This window comes from Lysinibacillus sp. C5.1, assembly GCF_016350185.1.
GTDB classification, from domain to species: Bacteria; Bacillota; Bacilli; order Bacillales_A; family Planococcaceae; genus Lysinibacillus; species Lysinibacillus sphaericus.
On record NZ_CP066226.1, the window covers coordinates 4,247,297 to 4,267,059 of the forward strand.

The following is a 19,763-nucleotide window of genomic DNA, read 5'->3' on the forward strand; positions in this document are numbered from 1 at the left end:
TTCTTTTTTTGTCGAAAATGGTATAATAAACCCACTATGTCGTAATAAGTAGTCGGAGGAGTTATGAAGAAATTTATCTATTTAATTATATTCTTTTCATTTTTTGACCTATTTACTCAGCTTCCTGTTATGAGTACATATGCAGAATCACTCGGTGCCTCTGCCTTTTTAACCGGACTTGCAGTTGGTATGTATTCTCTTTCTAATACATTCGGGAATATTATTTCGGGTTTTTTAACCGATCGTAAAGGACCCTTTGTTATTTTAATTGTCGGTCTGCTGACAACGGGCCTATCATTAACATTATATAATTTAGTAGATGCACCGCTTGCCCTCCTTATCGTTCGTTTTATACATGGATTGGTTGCCGGCTTTATTGTTCCTGCGGCCTTTACATTTCTAGCTAATGCCACCGATCAAGAAAAGCGGGGCAAAGGTAGTGCCATTTCAGGTGCATTTGTAGGTATTGCGGCTATCGTTGGCCCAGCATTTAGTGGTATTTTAGCAAGTCGTACGAGTGTACCTTTTGTCTTTAATATCACTGCAAGTTTTATGCTACTGTTAGGTATCCTTTCTTTCTTTTTACTACATGCTAATCATGTCAAAAAGGACAAAACATCTTCTAAAACTTATATCCCAATAAGTGTATTTTTCCATAATATAGGTACGTTAAAGGCATTTTCAGGAGCATTCTTTTTAATGTTTTCCCAAGGTGTGATTGCTTATTTACTGCCTTTAAAAGTCCAAACTTTAGGCTTCGACTCACGCTTAAGTGGTACATTAATGAGTGCATTCGGTATTGTCGCTGTCCTTGTCTTTATATTGCCGACAAATCGTATTTTTGATAAAGTAGCTCCGATAAAAACATTATCCCTCGGTATTGGTTTAATGGGTGTCAGTCAAATACTGATTAGTCAGGCTGATTCGAGTACTTTCCTTTATATAGCGATGGTTTGTTACGGTATTGGCTTCGGTTTGTTATTCCCATCTGTGAATTCACTATTAATTGATTCTACGACAGTTGAAATCCGCGGGAAAGCATACGGCTATTTTTATGCATTTTTCTCATTGGGAGTAGTACTAGGCTCCTCATTGCTTGGATGGTTATCACTCGGTGTAGTCAGCGGGTTTATCTTTACAGGCATTGTCTTAATCACCTTTGCTGGTGTAACACTTATCCCACATAAAAAGAGGCAGTCCTATACATCACTTTAAGTAGAGTATCGGACTTCCTATTTTTTAAAAACGTATAGTAGCAGGACTATTTCTTCTAACTAATACTGGCACTTTGCATTGTGCTATCTTTTGAAGCGTAAAAATCCACTTCGCTTTCCGGCGGGCACACCGTAAGCCGCAATCCTCGCTAACGCGCGGCTTGTTGCGGCTTACATCGCGTGCGTTCTCGCTGGAGTCTTCGTGGATTTTTACTTTAAAATTGTTTGAGTGCCCGGCACCTTACTTTTCTTTTTCCTGTATTTCTTCATTGTAGAAATGAACGCCTGTATGTCCTCCACCTTCAGAAACCATTTCATTGGAAGCTAGCTTTGTAGGTGCTGTACCGGCTTCAGTTGCTACTTCGGCTGTGATACGCTCCGCAACTCGATCATCCATATTCACATTCGATGTATTCATGAAAGATCCTAGCTTAGCTTTCATACTGTTAAACATATCCATTGCTTTATCACGGTTTTCTTTTTTGCTTAAATAAGATGCTGCAAATCCTGCTAATCCCGCAAGCACAACACCTGTCCCTTTATTCTTTGCCATCATAAATCCCTCCTAAAAATATAGAAACTGGCCTTATACTATAGCTTTTCCCTATTCTTAGAGGACTAAACATTATTTTTTTGCTTGGTATAGCATATCTATATGTGGCAGGCTATCGTAAATATACGGTGCAGAAACTTGTTGAAAGCCAAAAGAACTATAAAACTTTTTTAAATATTCCTGTGCCTGAATAAATACTTCTGAACCTGACCATCTGTCTTCAATTATCTCTAGTGCTAAGCGAATCATATCTTTACCAAGTCCAGTACCCCGCATTTCCTGACTTGTGATTACGCGACCAATAGATGCCATTGTAAATTTTTCACCTGGGGGTAATATACGAGCATAGGCGAATAATTTTCCATTTTCAACATATGATAAATGTATAGAGTTTTGATCATGGTTATCCAAATCCTCATAACAGGTTTGTTGTTCAACAATAAAAACATTTACTCTTAGCTGAATTATTTTATACAGTTCTTCCGTCGTTAATTCATCGTACGTCTGTATTTTCCAAGACATTCACAATCACTCTCCTAGTCGATATTATCGCATAATTCGAATATTTTTACGTATTTCTTTATTATTTTGTACTTTTTTATGATTAGCACTGACAATATGAGGGAATTAATGAAATAGTACAAACGATAGGAGGATGTTCTTTATGAAAGATTTAGATTTAGTTTATGATTGGGTAGACATGGCTTCTTTAGTCGGTGGCGCAGGCTTTTTAACATTCCTTATTTACAGTATTGTTTTTCTATAATGGCGAAGATGGAAAAGTTCTATTTTAAAACCTAAAAAGCAATCCGCATAGTAGCTCTAGGCTATTTAGCAGATTGCTTTATTTTTATTGTTTTACATCGTCATAAGCATCAGATTTTTCAAATGCTGCAACTACATATGAACAAACAGCCACCATTTTGTAATTATTTTCACGGGCATAATCTGCTGCACGATCTAATAATTTTTTGGCAACGCCTTGCCCACGGAGCTTATCTGATACATAAGTGTGATCCATGACCATTACTTGACCTTCTTGTTTCCATGTAATTTCCGCTAACTGTTCCCCATCTTGCTTGTAAACAAAAGCTAGTTTGTTTTCCGCTACTTTTTGTAATTGGAATTCCATTTCTCACCACTCCTTTTTTTCATAGTACCATAGCTTTTTGCATTTTTACAAAAATAGTAGACGACGTTTCGTTTAACAGTTCGGACAGATTAAAAAAGCTCTACTGCCATCAAGAGGCAGAGAGCTTTTCAATTAGTTAAACCATGTTGAAACTGTATCTTTTAAATCTGCAAAGAAATTTTTCACACTCGTCCAGAAACCTTCATCTTCCATCAGAGCGCCAAATTTTTCTTGTATTGTATTACTAATATCATCTAATTGCTCGGACCATTTACTAAAATCAATATCTAGTTTACTAATTTTGTCCATCAAATCAACTAGTAACTGACGATCTTGTTCACTTAAATTAATCTCTAATTTATCTAGCTGCTCTTGGACGATTTTTTCCACGTCTTCACGCGTTGCTGGCTTTAATTCAGCAATTTGCTTTTTGATTTCTGTTAGTAACTCCGCTACCTTGGCATCATCAACTCCTGCAGAATCAGCAATTGTAGTGGCAACTGATAGTTCTTCATTGGCAACGTCCGTACGCTCTATATCTAACGTTTTGCCCGTTGTTACCTCATAGGCCTTATAAATACCAACAAGCGCAGAATGACCTGTTACAGCTTTTGGAGCGGCTACTTGCACGGTCGCATCCTCAATTCCCGCAGTCAGCATTGCATTTGCATACATCTCTGACGTTACTTGTGTAATATTTGATGGTGTGACGATTTCAATAACTAATCCTTTACCGGCATCTTTACGTGTAATTTTGGCAGAAGAATACATACGTGAGCTTGCATTACTATCTTTAATGTATTTAGCTAAGTCATTCCCTGATACTGTTATTTCCTCAACTTCAGGATTTTCATTTACTTTTAACGATTTTTTTACAGAATCTTTTTCCGCTTCGGATAGGTTTGCACCATACACCACAATTGGTACACCTAGTTTTTCATCTATTGCATTTGGTGTCGCATTGTCAGGTGTGGTATTGTCTGCTGCAAATCCAGTTGTTGGTGCCAGCACACCAAATACTAGCATCGTAGCTACTAGCATTTTCCCCCATATTTTTTTCAATTTGTGTGACCCCTTTCGCTAGAAATCATTTAGCCTGTATAATGTATGTCATCATACAGTTATTAGTACGAAAAAATGACGAGAAGGTTTCTTTGCTTATCTCTCGTCATTTCCTTAGTATTTATAAAAGCTACAAGTTAAATTTCTTCTGTCCAGCCATCTTGTTGTTTCACTTTACCAGCCTTCATAAGTGTACCGAGTGCACGTTTAAATGACGCTTTACTCATATTAAACATTTCTTTAATTTCATCTGGCGAAGATTTATCGCTAAATGGCATTTTACCACCAACATCCTGTAAATAGCTTAAAATGCGCTGCGCGTCTCCTGTGATACGTTCATGTTTACGAGGTAACAAAGAGCCATTCATCGAGCCATCTTCTTTAACATCAATAATACGTACTTCAACATCTTGTCCAAGGCGTGGTTCTGCATAGCGTTCTGATTCATGGACGAAAATACGATATGGTTTTTCTACACCTAGTAAAAATGATCCTACTGGCAATAAACGATAAGGACGGGCAGTAATATTTTTATTATGCATATCATCAAATGCACCTTCGTATAACTCTGAAATCTTTTCTTCTGTTACTAAACGACCAAATAAATCTCCATTGCGATCTGTTCGCAATGTCATATATAAATGGTCACCTGGCTCTGGCCATACTTCTTTTATCGCAGGTAGGTCCTCCGCTTTAACCAGCACTTCTCGTGAAGTACCAATATCAACAAAAGCACCTTCGCGCTCTACAACACGAAGAACACGTGCCCAGCCGTATTCGCCTTGGGCAAATGCCGGAATAGCAGTCGTGGCAGCTAAATCACCACGGCGATCCGCAAATAAAAATACTTCAATACGATCCCCAACAACTAATGGTTCTGTAACTTCTGAAGCATTTAATGGCAGTTCAACTACCCCATTTGTTAAGACCCATTTCGATGCTTGTTGCTCTAATACAGTTAAAGTAACAACTTCACCTGATTTTAATTCGTTCATAATGTCTTCCTTTCTTTTACCATCAATTTCGCAAATATATAAGCTCCGCATACAATCATCACTTTGCGCGGGTATCACACAACGAAACGTAGAGATCGTCTCAAAATGCTGCTTACATCCTTATGAATAAGCTATTCCCTCTATAGATTGTGTTGTGTTCTAGATGCTTCTAGTTTTTTTGCGATATCTGGATTTTCTTCCATTACCTGCACAAGATCTGCAATACGATCAATTGAATTCCAACTCAAATGATGCTCAATTCCTTCTACATCATTGTAAATACGCTCTTCATCTACACCAATGATTCGCAAAAATTGCTCTAGCAGTTCATGTCGCTGCACAAGACGTTTTCCAAGTTTTTCTCCTCTTGGCGTCAATGTAAGCCCACGATATTTTTCATAAACTAAATAACCATCTTTATCTAATTTTTGAACCATCTTAGTAACAGAAGAAGGAAGAACAGATAATGCTTCAGCAATGTCAGACACACGAGCATATCCTTTATTAGCAATCAATAAATATATTTGTTCGATATGGTCCTCCATACTAGGTGTTGGCATATCTAATTCCCTCTCTTTCCTATTCTTACTCTTTAGTTTACTACAAGCTTGCCTTAAAAGTTAACTGAAAATACATAACCAAGATAAACACTTCCTTGAAACATAAATAGAGCCTACTTCAATGTAGAAGTGGGCTCTATCTAATGTCGAGGATGCTTATTTACCACATGTAATGCACGAATAATTTCTCTGTTAATCAGTTCAATATTCTCAGGTGTATTCATGGCTTTAAATGCTTCATCTCGCTCTTCCTTAGATGTAACATACTTACTAGGCAATGCATTTAATGCATATGCCACTGTTTGAAATTCACAGATTTGACATTTACAAAATGTTTGGTATTCTGGTCCTCGCAGTAGAAAACTTACTAAACCACGCACAATTTCCTCTGTAACATTTACTAAAATAGGTTCTGACATATAAAACTTTCGCCTCATTTATAATGTATTGTTACATTTTTACACAATTAATAATAGCGTGAAATTTAGCCCTTTTCAAGAATCGCTAGTAGCATCTATACAACAATTATAAATATACATTGCAACGATTATTTACCTACAAAATTACACCAATCACGTCATTATACCTATTATTTCTTTTGTTTTATAAGCCTTAAAGAATTAAAGACAACGAGTAATGTTGCGCCCATATCGGCAAAAATGGCAATCCATAATGTTAACCATCCTGGAATCACGAGCAATAAGGCAATTAATTTTAAGGCTAGTGCAAAAATAATATTTTCTTTAATAATTCGTAATGTTTTTCTGCTTAATGCCATTGTATAAGGTAGTTTTGTTAAATCATCGCCCATTAATGCAATATCAGCTGTCTCCAACGCTGCATCTGTACCCGCACCACCCATAGCGATACCTACATTGGCGGAAGCTAATGCTGGCGCATCATTAACACCATCCCCGACCATCGCAACTGCTCCGTACTGCGTGCGTAAGTCTTTAATAGCAGATAATTTTTCGGCGGGCAGTAAGCCTGCTCGCACATCACTCATACTTAAAGTAGTGGCAATTGCTTCGGCAGTTGATTTTGCATCACCCGTTAGCATCACAGTATGTTTCACCTTTAAAGCACTTAACTTTTGCAGTACTTCTTTACTCTCAGTACGTAATTGATCGGCAATTGCTATGATGCCAATAAAGAGCCCATCTCGAACAGCCGCTACTACGGTCTTACCCTGTTTTTGCAGTTTTTGAACCTGTTCTTTCATTATTTCATCAACTGGAGCTAATGTTGTAATCCAATTCATACTACCGACATAAACCTTTTGACCATCCACTGTTGCATAAGCACCCTTACCTGTTACGGATTGAAAATCTGTAGGTATAAGCTCTGGTAGTTGTTTGTCATGTAATGCCTTTAAAATAGCTTTAGCTAATGGATGTTGCGATTGTTTTTCAACAGCAGCCACCAGTTGTAATACATCTTCCTCTAGCATTTCCGTAGGAGTGTAAATATCTGTTACGGCAGGTGTGCCCTTTGTTAAGGTACCTGTTTTATCAAAGGCAATAGCATCTATATGGCCTAGTTGCTCTAAATGAATACCACCTTTTATTAGAACGCCTTGTCTTGCAGCATTCCCAATAGCGGTTACGATTGCTACTGGAGTAGAAACAACAAGCGCACAAGGACAACCAACCACAAGCACTGCTAATCCTTGGTAAATCCAGTGTTGCCAATCCCCTACAAATAAAGGTGGCATAATCGCTACAAGTAACGCTACAAGCATAATGATTGGTGTATAGTATTTCGCAAAACGATCGACAAATTGTTGCGAAGGTGCCTTTTCAGCTTGCGCTTCTTCTACTAAATGAATTATTTTCGCAATCGTTGTATCCTCTACACGTTTCGTTACACGTACTTCTAATGCACCTTCTTCATTTAACGTTCCCGCAAAAACCTCGTCACCTACTGATTTGTTGACTGGAATCGATTCTCCTGTAATAGCAGCCTGATTGACTGCTGACAGCCCAGCTAGCACAATACCATCCATTGCGATTTTTTGACCTGGTTTCACGACTAAAATATCGCCAATTTCAATCTGGTCCGTTGCTAATTCCATCTCATGGTAATGCTCGCCATGCGCTCGTTTAATCGTGGCAGTTGGCGGAGCAATATCCATCAATTGTCGAATTGATTGCCGTGCCTTATCCATTGAATACGCTTCAAGTGCTTCACTAACTGCAAATAAAAAGACAACAACAGCCGCTTCTTCCCACTCCCCAATAATCGCAGCACCAATTATTGCTATAGTCATAAGCGTCTTCATATCAAACTCAAATCGTGCAAGATTGCGTAAGCCTGTTTTAAATATCTTTACGCCTCCAACAATAATCGCAATGATAAACATAGCAATCGTAAACAAGTCTTCTTCGCCACGAACAGAAGATAATAGATAGCCAACTATAACGAATAGCAGGGATACGCTAGCTAATATGTTCTCGGTCTTCTTATAAAAAGGAATTGTTGCTTCACTTGCTTTAGCCGTAGATTTTGAAACTTTAATGCCGTCAAATGCTCCTGCTTCTTCAATTTGATCGACGCTAACTGCTCCTACAATCGTGATTTTGGAAGCTCCAAAATTGACTTGTGCATCTTGTACGTCAGGTATCGCTTTTACATTTTTTTCGAATTTAGCTGCACAACTAGCACAGGACAAGTTTTGCAATCGGTATTCTTGCTTAATCGGTGTTACTGCCATTAGTAATCCCTTCTTTCGCATGTTCATAAGCAATCGTTACAATTTGGTATACGTGTTCGTCAGCTAAAGCGTAATACATTTGCTTTCCCTTACGATGCGATTTCGCTAAACTATGATCTTTTAAATAACGTAAATGGTGTGATGCAGTCGCTACAGATGACCCAATTATTGTCGCCACATCACAAACACATAATTCATTCTCTACAGTTAAGGCATACGCTATTTTAAGTCTTGTTTCATCAGATAATGCCTTTAAAAATTTCGCTACACCTGATAAATCAGGCATTTGCTGTTGAACCCTTGTCACCGCTGGCTCATTAACATGCGTCACTTCACAGACCTCTTTTGCCATTTCCTCACCTCATTCAAATACTCGTTTGATTGTTTTAAATATAGCATATTATTCCATCATATTCAAATGGGCATTTGAATGTATATGATTACTATCACGAAAATAGTATTTGATTATATTTCGAATTATTAGAATTGTTTGAGTGACTTGCACAAAAAACCAGCGCAAGAAAAACTTGCGCTGGTTTTTATTGTGCCTTTAATAATACTGTTTTACCTTTAATCGCTTCCTTGTTAACAAAGGTTTCGTGATAATTTCCATTAGCCCAGTACATCACCTGATCTTGATACCAGTCCGATTTCACATGACCGCTTTGACCCGGTCCGACAATATGGTAAGCTGAGTTCAAATTACCAACATCCGCAACAAAACGCCACGACGCTCCATGATTTACGTTGCCAGCTAAATCATTATCAGCAGCCTGCACCGTCACCTTCGAGCCACCAATTGGCACCTTCTTCGCATTAAAGTATGCGGCAAATATCGGTGAAGCACTACCTAATGTGTGATCAAACGTTAATTGGTGGAAGTCACCCCATTGCCACTTCGACACATTTTTTCCGAACTGTCCCTCAATTTTTCCAACAGTACGCTCAAACGCCTCAAAGACTGTGGCATCAACACCACCTTGCTCTTCTATCCAAATACTTTTCTCACCTGCGTATGCTTTACGCAGAAGTTGATCCGTAATATTGAATTTCCCGTACATCATGTTATACATATCCTCTGGCATCTGTTCCTTAAACAATACCTCTTGTATTTGTACCATTAACGTATGGAAGACTAACGGGGCTCCCAACTCTTTTGCATCCACCATATTCCAATCTTCTAATAACGCCATGACCTTTGCAAATTTTTTGTCCTTATCCATCGTTTTGATGGATGCCAATAAATCCGGTAAAAATTCACGAGCATATAAATTATGTTGATCCATTTGTAAGTTCATCATATCTTTAACCGTTAATGAATCATTGGCCTCAAGCACTTCCTTAATTCGTTCAAAGCGATATGGCTGCGCCCAAAAATCCGTAATATGATACGGATATTCCTCACCAATCACCTCATTATTGGCGGTAGCAATAAAGCCCTCCTCTGGATTAACAACAGTCGGTAACTCATTCCACGGAATAAAGCCTTCCCAACCATAGTCACTTGAATCACCCGGCACAGGTAATTGTCCATCCCCTTGCTTTCTCAATGGAATTTGCCCATTAGCTTTATAAGCGATTGTGCCATCCTTAGATGCAAAAACAAAATTTTGAGCAGGTGCTTTAAAATCTTCTAATGCTTGCTCAAACTCATGCCAAGAGGAAGACTTATTAAAACCGAGCACTGCTCGTAATTCAGCGGTTGGTTGTAGAGCTGTCCACTGCATTGAAAACTGGGCAGAAGGCTCCGTTTCTTTAAATACTAGGTCTGTCATAATCGGGCCATGCCGTGTAACAAGGACTTCAAAATCTACCGTTTCGCCATCCTTTACCTTTATCGGTTCTTTGCGCACCTCAGCTTGTTCCCACTCACCGTCATAACGGAAATGTGTTGGATTATCTGGATTTGGCATTTCAATATATAAATCTTGTACATCAGGGCCTACATTCGTTACACCCCATGCAATTTCATCGTTATGACCTAAAATAATTCCTGGAATGCCTGCAAATATAACACCGCTTACATTTTGCTCTGGCGATTGTAAATGCATTTGATACCAAATAGATGGTGTACTTAACCCCAAATGCGGATCATCCGCTAGTATTGGCTTACCTGATTTCGTTTTATCGCCAGATACAACCCAGTTATTACTGCCATTAAATTCATTTGGCAATAATGCAGGATTAAATTGCCCTGCCACTGAAACAGGATTTTCTTTATTTGCTTCTATAATCGATGAAGCATTTTCAGGATACGTAATAAATAACTCCTTCGCCTTTTCTTCATCGAAGTTTTGTAAAGCCCAATGTCGGAAGGCGAGTGTATTCCAATTGCCCCCTAAATCGTATGCCATATATTTTCCGATGGTTAAAGAGTCTACAACCGACCATTCTTCTGGCTCGTAACCTAGTAACGCAAATTCATAACTTAACGTATTCGTGCTCTTTGCCTGTTCAATAAAGGTGTTCACTCCCTCTGCAAACCATTCAAGCACTTGCTTGCTTTCGGCATCATACGCTGCCAATGATTTTTCAGCCGCATTTCGTAAACTAAAGGTACGGAAATGCTTATCTGTATTAATCGTTGCCTCACCAATAATTTCTGACAGGCGGCCACTTGCCTGCCTACGTGCTAAATCCATTTGAAACAGCCGATCCTGCGCCTGTACATAGCCTTGAGCACGATATAAATCTGCATCTGTCTCGGCAAATATATGTGGAACTCCTTTGTCATCCCTTGTCACCGTCACATCTTCATCAAGCATGTTAACAGTGAGCTCTCCATCAATAATCGGTTTTGACTTATTCATAAACCACGTAAAGACAATGAAAGATGTTATGGCGACTACTGCCAACACACTAGCGATTATCATTAACCACTTTTTCCACTTAAACTTTCTCACCTTACAACCCCCTCTTATGCAATATATTCTTTATTTGCCGTATCAAATCCTTTCCTCCCATCTGAATAACCTCATTTTTTAGCGAATTTTGCTGTATTACACATCTTTTTTCTACATACGATTACAAAGGAATCTTTTGGGCAACAGTAAAAAAACCGTATGTCCTTTTAGACATACGGTGTCAGGCACACAAACAATTAAATAGTTAGTTGAAGCTCGATTGGGCAATGATCACTACCCATTATATGCGGATGCATAGTAGCTACTTCAATTTGGTCCTTTAAACGCGCTGATACAATAAAATAGTCAATGCGCCATCCGATATTTCGTTCACGGACTTTATTCATATAAGACCACCAAGTATAATGATCAGTCACTTCAGGATGCTTATAACGGAAAGAATCAACAAAGCCACTTGCTAATAACTCAGACATTTTAGCACGTTCCTCATATGTAAATCCTGAATTGCCCATATTCGATTTGGCATTTTTCAAATCAATCTCAGCATGGGCGACATTTAAATCACCGCCATAAATAATTGGCTTTTTGGCATCAAGTTCTTTTAAATACAGCGCTAATCGTTCCTCCCATTCTAGTCGCAGCGGTAATCTTGCTAAGTCGCGTTGAGCATTTGGTGTATAAACATTTACTACATAAAAGTTGTCATACTCCAATGTAATAATTCGCCCCTCATCCTGCGATTCATCCTCCCCCACACCGTAGTGCACAGCAAGCGGTGTATGCTTTGTAAAAATCGCTGTACCTGAATAGCCTTTCTTTTGCGCGTAATTCCAATATTGCTCATATCCTTCGAGTGCTAGTTCAACCTGCCCTGCTTGGCATTTTGTTTCTTGAATACAGAAAAAATCCGCATCCATACTATTAAAAAAATCTAAAAAACCTTTCCCTAAACAAGCACGTATACCATTAACATTCCACGAAATAAATTTCATTTGTTCACACTCCTCAAAAAAACGCCCTTCGCCATTAGCGAAGAGCGACATTTTTTTATAAGTCGTCACCGACAATTTTCACTTCTGTTTCTAAATCAATACCGAACTTTTCTTTTACCACTCGTTGTACCATTTCAATCGTTGCGATATAGTCAGAAGCTGTAGCATTTCCTTTATTAACAATGAAGCCGGCATGTTTTGTGGACACTTCTGCATCACCGACCCCTTTACCTTGTAGACCGCTATCCTGAATAAGCTTGCCTGCAAAGTGTCCTGGCGGGCGTTTAAAAACACTGCCTGCTGAAGGGTACTCTAATGGTTGCTTTGATTCACGCTGAAACGTTAAATCGGCAATCTTAGCATCAATTTCTTCCTGTACACCTTGAGCTAGTTGGAACTCTGAAGACAGTACATAATAACCTTTTTTGGCAATGCTACTTTGACGGTAACCTAATTCAAGCTCTTCTTTTGATAGTATTAAAATATCTCCCTCTTTAGTTAGTACTTTAGAAGAAATAATAATATCCTTTATTTCCCCACCATAAGCGCCTGCATTCATCGCCATCGCTCCACCAATCGAGCCAGGGATGCCACAAGCAAATTCAAAACCTGTTAGAGATGAAGCAGCTGCTAGCTTTGACACGTCTTTAATAAGTGCGCCGCTTTGGGCATAAACATGATCACCGGTAATTTGAATTTTATCTAAATGTGAAAATGTCACAACAATCCCACGCATGCCTCCATCTCGGACAACCATGTTGGATCCATTTCCTAACATTAATAATGGAATATTATTTATATGTGCATAGCGAATAACTGCAATTGCTTCTTCCTCTGTTTCAGGGAGAACAAAAACATCCGCTTTACCACCTAATTTTGTCATTGTATATTGCTGTAATGATTCATCTAGCTTAATATTGGCTGGATTTATGTTTTGTGCTAAATCCACAGCCCATTGTTCTTTTGTCATGAGAGCTAATTCCTTTCTACCGTCCTTCTTACTCTACACTAGTATGGATTTAGAACCTCGATTTGACAAGTAAAATGAAGGGTATTTTTTGCGCATTTTCGGGCAGCATCATGTCCTAGTTAGTTATACGCTGCACAAATCAGTATATCCAGAACCTTCTAGCTACCCGATTATTTCAATAAAATCATCTACGAAAGATATGACTTTCATAGGATGGGGCTTCATCTTATGACACTTTCACACTGATATCACTGCACAACAATTAGCTTCGCAAATAATCTTGCCATTACTATAGCCAGTTAGTTGCCCATGACTCAATATTTCGAATAGCACCTTCTAATGCTCGGCCTTTTTCTGTTAAAGAATATTCTACACGTACAGGCACCTCTGAATATACTTTTCGTTCAACAAGTCCCTCTTTTTCAAGTTCCTTTAAACGTTCAGATAATAAACGACCGCTTACAGGCAATGCCGATTCAATCTCATTAAAGCGCTGTGACCCGTCTAATAATTGATATAAAATTAGCCCAGTCCAGCGTTTTCCGATTAAATCCATTGCCTTAGCTAAACGAGGACATAAAGTTGTCTCATTCATATTTTTTCACCTCTTATGTATTCTATTGTAACGATTAATTTAGCAAAAGTAAATTTAAAGTAACTTATTTACTTGACGTAACATGTTTACTATTTTATATTTAATTACAAAAAGTAACTTAAAAATGGAGGATTTATTGACAATGACCTATAAAATTGATGCACAATTAGAGTTAGAGCATTTACATTTACTTGTACAGTCATTAGAGACAATGTCTAATTTCTATAAAAAACTAGGGCTTCAAGTACTTCAAAGCACGCCAACACAAGTGACATTTTCTATTCCAGGCAATACAAAACCTATTTTAGTATTGTCAACAGAAGAAGGGGTGAAGATTCGTCCACCTCGTACGACTGGTCTATTCCACTTTGCTATTTTAGTTCCTTCTCGAGAAGACTTAGCTTATGTGATTGGCAACTTGTTGAATACAGGTATACCTATAACAGGGGCTGGTGATCATATTTATTCAGAAGCATTTTACTTAAATGATCCAGAAGGTAACGGTATAGAAATCTATCATGATCGCCCTCGTGCTGAATGGCTAAATGATGGTCATGGTGGACTTATAACCGGAACAGAGGCTGTTGATATAGAAGGTGTGATGGCATTATATGACCGTCAGCGTCCTTGGACAGGTTTCCCTAAAGGAACTGTATTAGGTCATATGCATTTAAATGTGAGCAATATTAATGACGCAACAACTTACTTCTATATAGATGCACTTGGTTTTGATATTATGACTAACTTCCATGATAGCGCACTATTCATGTCTGCTGGAGGTTACCACCATCATATCGCGGTAAACATCTGGCAAGGAGTCGGTGCACCAATACCAGCAAATAAAACAACGGGTTTACTTAGCTATACATTATCTCTTTCTTCACAAGTTGAATTACAGAAGCTACTGGCTAATTTGAATGACAAACAAATCCCCTATACATTTGAAAATGAACAGTTAGTAGTTGTAGATAACAATGAAGATGCAATGATTTTCTACGTTCGTTAATGATTTCAAATTATAATAAAACGAAAGATTTTCATTAAAAGTCATATCTTGATTAGGAAAATTGGCGTCATGTTGCGATAGAAGTACCCTAATGAATTAAATACTTCTCGTATGGATGTATCACGTGTATTGAAAAGTTTCCTAAGCTCTTTTAACGACTTTTTACTTGCAATAAGCTCAGAAATATTTGCCTTTTTTTGTAAGCTCTAACATACTATTCACTCTCCTAATAGTTGATAATATATTAGTTAACTAATAATACTATTACTTTTCTACGTGAAATGCACCCATTTCACGAAAAAAAAGAGTAGCGCTTTTTATATAATGATTCGTCAAAAACTGAAAGCTAGCTTGTACAAAACGTATTTGATGGTGAAACATTGGATAAGCGTTTGAAAGCAATGACACAAGGTTTTAATCGTTGAATGAAGTATAAAAAAGTATCTCAAAATATGATTGCCTTCATGTGATCAACAGAAGTAACCGTCAATAAAAAAAGATAGTTCGTATAATCAGCACATGCGTTAGGAAAATCAATAAAAGTTGATGATTGGAGAGAATATAGATGGAGAATAATACACTTTCTGGATTTCATATCAGAGGCATTGAAATTATATCCAAAGAAATATACGTGGCATATCTCTAAACATTTACGTGAATTTAATATTTAACCTGGTGATATTGTTGTTGTTGGAAAAGTGAAGTCACCCTTTTTAGTAGCAGAAGTTTTTCGGGAAGAATTAGAAAACACAGGAAAACGATATAAAAGAATTATAGGCGTTTTGGAAAAAGCGCCAGTAAAAAATTAAGTAAATAAAAAAAGATTGAGAGTAGCAAAAGCCGTTCTCTTTTTGTTTTGATAGGGGTTCATTTCTTATGTAAACAAAGTCGAAAAAATTGACTTTGTCTACTTCTTTGGTTTGAATCAAATATACAGCCATTGAACGGTCATTTTAAAAACTCTTTAATATCCGTGTTTCTTGAGGTGTTTTACATTAAGAAATGCTTTTAAGCATATAAAAGAGTGTCAGACCTTACTCATTTTCTACTTGAAAATTAGTTTGTCGACACTCTAGTAAATATTATTTTCGAAACATGATAGCAACAGCTAATGAAGATAAACCTACTACAATAGCTATTGGAATCGAACGAGCGGCTAATGCATCTGCTATATAATTTGATTGAATAACAATTATAAAACTGATCGATGAAATTATGAGTATAGTAAGCAAAAACCATTTAACGATCTGTTGAATCACTTTAAGAACCTACTTTCTATCAACTGAATAATGTTTTATAGCTGGTTTTCCTACACTACCGTAGTATGTTTTAGTCCATAACACACCATCCCAATTGGATCTGCGTTCTTGTACAATTTTTACTCTATGTGTGTGTCTTCCTTGCTTATAGTAAAAATCTCTACTAGAATAACCTGCGTTAGGACCCGATAAAACAACTTTTTCAGTTATTTTTTTGCTGCCCGATGCACTGAAACCGAAAGAAGATTTAACTGTTGGTAAAGCCTTACTCGGAATATCACTACTAAATGTGCCTGAAATAGTAGCTGATACCTCTATTGAACTTTCATAAGACATACCTCTTGCAACACTCATAATAAAATATGGTCTTGATAACCAAGACCAGCTTTGAGTTATACCCTGATCATAAACTAAATACGTGTCATATTCCCTATAATTGTCGAGTTTTTTGATTTCATCTAAGTTCTCTTCTATGTAGTATCCAATTAATACTTCGTAAACTCCATCATAGTTTTCTGTTACGGGTTCCGAAAGTTCAATATAGTTATAACCATCTAGAGTGCTTCCTGTCAGAAACTCAATTTCATTATCTGGAATTTTGTTATCCATGAAATTTGTTTCTGCTTTAGCAATATTAAGTGATCCAAATACAGTGAATATCAAAGTTGTCGCAATAATTAAAGACCAAATCTTTCTCATCATTACTACCTCCCTTTTTATTGAATCTCCTTTTTTAAAAAGGTAACATGAGAATATTAAAAAAGTAATAATATTTTGTAAAGATTTTGTTACAGAATATTAGTAGAAAACACTATTTGTAGGTAATAATTGATACATAATCACTTCTAATCGCGCGTGAGACACCTCTACATTCGACGTTGATATAACAGCGTTTTGAGCCAAATTCTGATGTTTACTTAGATGTTTAAAGTCCTTTTTAAATTGCCATTTCATACGCAGTTAGACGGTAAATACTTTTTAAAATACTTTCAAAATTAGCATGCTGCACATCAATGACACGACAACCACTATTCGTTTTCCTTAAATTATTTCCTTAATTTTTTTCATCGTCTTTTGTACATTTGCCTTCGTTATACTTAACGCCATTAGACAATGGGCAAAATAATAATTCACCTGAATTAACAGTACCATCCAAAATTGTTGCAAAAAGGACAGACACACGGGACTCTAGTGCTCACACCTCCTACTATGTAACATTTGAAGTTCAAAGTGGGGATCGTATAGAGTTAAAGCTCGATGGACGGAACTATGGGCTGTTAGCTGAGCATGACTTTGGCATATTAACGTTTCAAGGTACTCGCTTTAAAACATTTGAACGCCATAAAAAAGAGAGCGACGATTAATTATCGTGCTCTCTTCTTCTTTACATAAGCAGCATTACTTAATTAAATATTTACCGAAGCCGCCTTCTGTGTCACCAAGGTATTCAATAGTGCTACCAGCCGGAATCACTTTTTGGGCTTCTTTCGCCGAATGATAAATAATCTTCGTATTAGCTGGGAATGGTACAAATGACCAGTTATTATCAGCAGCAGGGTTAATCGTTTTGTTTGCCATAATATAGTCCACTACTGCTTGACGATTTTCATAAGCATAGTTTGTGACATTTGTGCCTTCTGCATTTTTAAATGTTGCCCCATAAGAGCCGCCAACACGATAATTATTTGTGATAATAATGAATTCTTGCTCTAAATCAATTGGCTTGCCATTATATTGTACATTTTTAATACGGTTTGCTTTGCTGTCTACAACATTACCACGACGATCGTATTTTGCTGGTGATGTTACATCAATTTGATATGTTAAACCATCTAATACATCAAAGTTGTAAGAACGTGCCTCAGCATCAATAATATTTTGTTCTTCCGTTTTCTTCGGATCAATTGTTGCAAAAATACCAGCAGCCATTTCTAACCATTCAATAGCTTGCGCACCAGTTACCTTAATTGTTGCAACAGTGTTATCGTAATGATAGATATCCGCCATATTTTTAATAGCAAGTGGCCCTACAGGAATATTGGTGAAGTCCGCAGGGTTATTGCGAGAGCCCGCTTTGAAAGGAGCACCCGCAGATAGGATTGGTGTATTTTCATCTGCAGTCCCTTTTAATTCTTTTTCAATAAACCACTTTTGAGCTTGTGTTACGATTTGAATAGAAGGATCATCTTGAACCATTGAGAAATAACTGTGAATTGGTGCAGTTGTTTCACCAACAGCTTGACGAATGTAAGTTAATGTCCCTTCATGCGCTTCATTAATAGCGTTTAACACTGTTTGCGATGGTTTTAATCCTTCTTGTTTAATAGTGCGAATGGAACCTTGTCCATCTGTCACAACCCACTTCGAACCTTGTTGTTCAAGTGTTAAATCAATCACGCCAAGGTGACTACCATAACTACCTGCCATAACAGTAGGCACACCATTAATAGACCCTTTTTCTTGATCGACATTTTTAAGATCCTTGTAGTCGCCTGGGAATGTCAAATGTGAGTGACCTGTAATTAAAGCATCAATCCCCTCTATTTCAGAGATTTGGTATCCTACATTTTCAGCACCTTGCACATTTGTATCTTCGCCGATACCTGAATGAGAAAGGACTACAATGACATCTGCACCTGCTTTTTGCATTTCAGGAACAACTTTTTTGATTGCCTCTACAGGCTCCTGCATTTCTACTTTACCTTCTAGATGAATGGCATCCCATTCAATGATTTTCGTCGGAACAATACCCGTTACACCCACTTTAAGTGTATGTTTTTTACCCGTATTGTCTACCACCTCTTTATCAAGTAGAACAAATGGTGTGAACATATGTTTTTTTGTCTTAGCATCATACGTATTGGCATTCACTACTGGATATTGTGCATCATTTAATACTTCTGTTAAAAAATCTAAGCCATAGTTGAATTCGTGATTACCCAAAGTACCACCATCGTATTTTAGTGCATTTAAAGCTGCAATTGCCGGATGAACCTCACCTGGCTTTAACACATTTTCTAATGCTTTAAAAGAACCTAGAGGCGTACCTTGAATTAAATCACCATTATCAAATAATAATGTATTCGGATTTTCTGCACTTGCTTGTTCTATAAGTGACGCCGTGTTCGCTAAACCGACGTCAGCAGATTCAGCATCTAAGTAATAGTTATAGTTTGCTAAGTTAGTATGAATATCCGTAGTGCCTAAAATTTGCAGAGCTACTGTTGTTGAAGTTGTAGGCTCTTTGTATTCAGCTACAAAACGGTCAACAATACTTTGCATCTGTTCAGTTGTTACATAGTCACGAGGACGAATGCTATTATCTTCAAAGCCTTGTAATAGATTTGCTGCTACAGCATTGGCTAAATCTTGCTTATGAGTTTCAGCAACTTGATCTGCGTCCTTGAATTTATCTAATTCACTAAGTGGCGCATTGTTTGCTACTAATCCACGGGCAGAAATTACAAAAGCTTGTTGCCGAGTTAATTTATCATTTGTGCCAAATAATGTCGCAGTCTTGCCTTTAATTAGCTTTAGTTCTACCGCTTTTTCCACATAGGGTGCTAGGTCCTTAGGAACATCCGTAAAAGCAAGTGATGATCCGTCACCAAGCTCGATGTTCAAGCTTTCTACTAGTTCTTTTACATAATCTCCACGCGTTACATCATTGGATGCAGCACTAGCAGAAACGTTAAATGGAATAACAGTAAAAAGAACAAATAACAAGGCTAATACTGTAGTAATTATTTTCTTATTCATGTAACAACCTCCTTATAAATCTAATATTTTCCTACGATTTCTATTATATTATACTAATCATTAATTTCACTGAATATTTAGACCTAATT

Annotated in this window: 20 protein-coding genes; 4 read left to right on the top strand and 16 right to left on the bottom strand. The window is 37.4% G+C overall.

Annotated features, from left to right (window positions below):
• Positions 1-63 precede the first annotated feature (63 nt).
• Positions 64-1,215: an MFS transporter gene (locus I5435_RS20870; protein ID WP_337982909.1), complete on the top strand. Its 1,152-nt coding sequence runs from the start codon at positions 64-66 to the stop codon at positions 1,213-1,215.
• 240 nt (positions 1,216-1,455) lie between these two features.
• Here the strand turns inward: I5435_RS20870 and I5435_RS20875 are convergent, their stop codons facing one another.
• From I5435_RS20875 to I5435_RS20935, 13 genes are all read right to left on the bottom strand, one after another.
• Positions 1,456-1,767, bottom strand: coding sequence for a hypothetical protein (locus I5435_RS20875; protein ID WP_024361332.1), 312 nt, complete (start codon positions 1,765-1,767; stop codon positions 1,456-1,458).
• A gap of 72 nt (positions 1,768-1,839) precedes the next feature.
• Positions 1,840-2,289, bottom strand: a complete 450-nt coding sequence (locus I5435_RS20880; protein ID WP_337982910.1) for a GNAT family N-acetyltransferase — start codon at positions 2,287-2,289, stop codon at positions 1,840-1,842.
• A gap of 328 nt (positions 2,290-2,617) precedes the next feature.
• Complete coding sequence (locus tag I5435_RS20885) at positions 2,618-2,899, bottom strand: GNAT family N-acetyltransferase (RefSeq protein WP_025220714.1); 282 nt, start codon at positions 2,897-2,899, stop codon at positions 2,618-2,620.
• A 132-nt stretch (positions 2,900-3,031) separates the two neighbouring features.
• Positions 3,032-3,961 (bottom strand): DUF1002 domain-containing protein, encoded by a 930-nt coding sequence (locus tag I5435_RS20890; RefSeq protein ID WP_024361335.1) that lies wholly within the window; start codon positions 3,959-3,961, stop codon positions 3,032-3,034.
• Positions 3,962-4,098: 137 nt separating this feature from the next.
• Positions 4,099-4,956 (bottom strand): CvfB family protein, encoded by an 858-nt coding sequence (locus I5435_RS20895; protein WP_024361336.1) that lies wholly within the window; start codon positions 4,954-4,956, stop codon positions 4,099-4,101.
• Positions 4,957-5,096: 140 nt separating this feature from the next.
• The gene (gene mntR, locus I5435_RS20900) at positions 5,097-5,516 is read right to left on the bottom strand and encodes a transcriptional regulator MntR (protein WP_024361337.1); all 420 of its coding nucleotides are present in this window, start codon (positions 5,514-5,516) and stop codon (positions 5,097-5,099) included.
• Positions 5,517-5,656: 140 nt separating this feature from the next.
• The gene (locus tag I5435_RS20905; protein WP_024361338.1) at positions 5,657-5,935 is read right to left on the bottom strand and encodes a late competence development ComFB family protein; all 279 of its coding nucleotides are present in this window, start codon (positions 5,933-5,935) and stop codon (positions 5,657-5,659) included.
• A 170-nt stretch (positions 5,936-6,105) separates the two neighbouring features.
• The gene (locus I5435_RS20910; protein ID WP_337982911.1) at positions 6,106-8,229 is read right to left on the bottom strand and encodes a heavy metal translocating P-type ATPase; all 2,124 of its coding nucleotides are present in this window, start codon (positions 8,227-8,229) and stop codon (positions 6,106-6,108) included.
• Positions 8,210-8,581: an ArsR/SmtB family transcription factor gene (locus I5435_RS20915; RefSeq protein WP_337982912.1), complete on the bottom strand. Its 372-nt coding sequence runs from the start codon at positions 8,579-8,581 to the stop codon at positions 8,210-8,212. The genes I5435_RS20910 and I5435_RS20915 overlap by 20 nt, the downstream gene beginning before the upstream one ends.
• A gap of 187 nt (positions 8,582-8,768) precedes the next feature.
• A complete protein-coding gene (locus tag I5435_RS20920) occupies positions 8,769-11,102 on the bottom strand; it encodes a penicillin acylase family protein (protein WP_337983887.1) in 2,334 nt (777 codons plus the stop codon).
• A gap of 227 nt (positions 11,103-11,329) precedes the next feature.
• Positions 11,330-12,085 (bottom strand): exodeoxyribonuclease III, encoded by a 756-nt coding sequence (locus I5435_RS20925; protein WP_025220719.1) that lies wholly within the window; start codon positions 12,083-12,085, stop codon positions 11,330-11,332.
• Between the two features lie 55 nt (positions 12,086-12,140).
• Positions 12,141-13,055 (bottom strand): UDP-N-acetylmuramate dehydrogenase, encoded by a 915-nt coding sequence (murB, locus tag I5435_RS20930; RefSeq protein WP_024361343.1) that lies wholly within the window; start codon positions 13,053-13,055, stop codon positions 12,141-12,143.
• A 289-nt stretch (positions 13,056-13,344) separates the two neighbouring features.
• Positions 13,345-13,650 (bottom strand): winged helix-turn-helix transcriptional regulator, encoded by a 306-nt coding sequence (locus I5435_RS20935; RefSeq protein ID WP_024361344.1) that lies wholly within the window; start codon positions 13,648-13,650, stop codon positions 13,345-13,347.
• 142 nt (positions 13,651-13,792) lie between these two features.
• On the opposite strand from I5435_RS20935, the gene I5435_RS20940 reads away from it, so the two are divergent.
• On the top strand, positions 13,793-14,656 hold the full coding sequence (locus tag I5435_RS20940) for a VOC family protein (protein ID WP_337982913.1): 864 nt from the start codon (positions 13,793-13,795) through the stop codon (positions 14,654-14,656).
• Positions 14,657-15,354: 698 nt separating this feature from the next.
• Positions 15,355-15,465 (top strand): DUF5839 family protein, encoded by a 111-nt coding sequence (locus tag I5435_RS20945; RefSeq protein ID WP_337982914.1) that lies wholly within the window; start codon positions 15,355-15,357, stop codon positions 15,463-15,465.
• Positions 15,466-15,738: 273 nt separating this feature from the next.
• On the opposite strand, the gene I5435_RS20950 is transcribed toward I5435_RS20945, so the two are convergent.
• Positions 15,739-15,915, bottom strand: coding sequence for a hypothetical protein (locus tag I5435_RS20950; protein ID WP_158497910.1), 177 nt, complete (start codon positions 15,913-15,915; stop codon positions 15,739-15,741).
• Positions 15,916-15,924: 9 nt separating this feature from the next.
• The gene (locus I5435_RS20955) at positions 15,925-16,614 is read right to left on the bottom strand and encodes a hypothetical protein (RefSeq protein WP_025220721.1); all 690 of its coding nucleotides are present in this window, start codon (positions 16,612-16,614) and stop codon (positions 15,925-15,927) included.
• A gap of 383 nt (positions 16,615-16,997) precedes the next feature.
• Between I5435_RS20955 and I5435_RS20960 the strand changes: the two genes are divergently transcribed.
• A complete protein-coding gene (locus I5435_RS20960; protein WP_337982915.1) occupies positions 16,998-17,279 on the top strand; it encodes a DUF2500 domain-containing protein in 282 nt (93 codons plus the stop codon).
• A 34-nt stretch (positions 17,280-17,313) separates the two neighbouring features.
• On the opposite strand, the gene I5435_RS20965 is transcribed toward I5435_RS20960, so the two are convergent.
• Positions 17,314-19,674 carry a bifunctional 2',3'-cyclic-nucleotide 2'-phosphodiesterase/3'-nucleotidase gene (locus I5435_RS20965; RefSeq protein ID WP_337982916.1) on the bottom strand — a complete coding sequence of 787 codons (2,361 nt, stop codon included), beginning with the start codon at positions 19,672-19,674 and terminating at the stop codon, positions 17,314-17,316.
• Positions 19,675-19,763 lie beyond the last annotated feature (89 nt).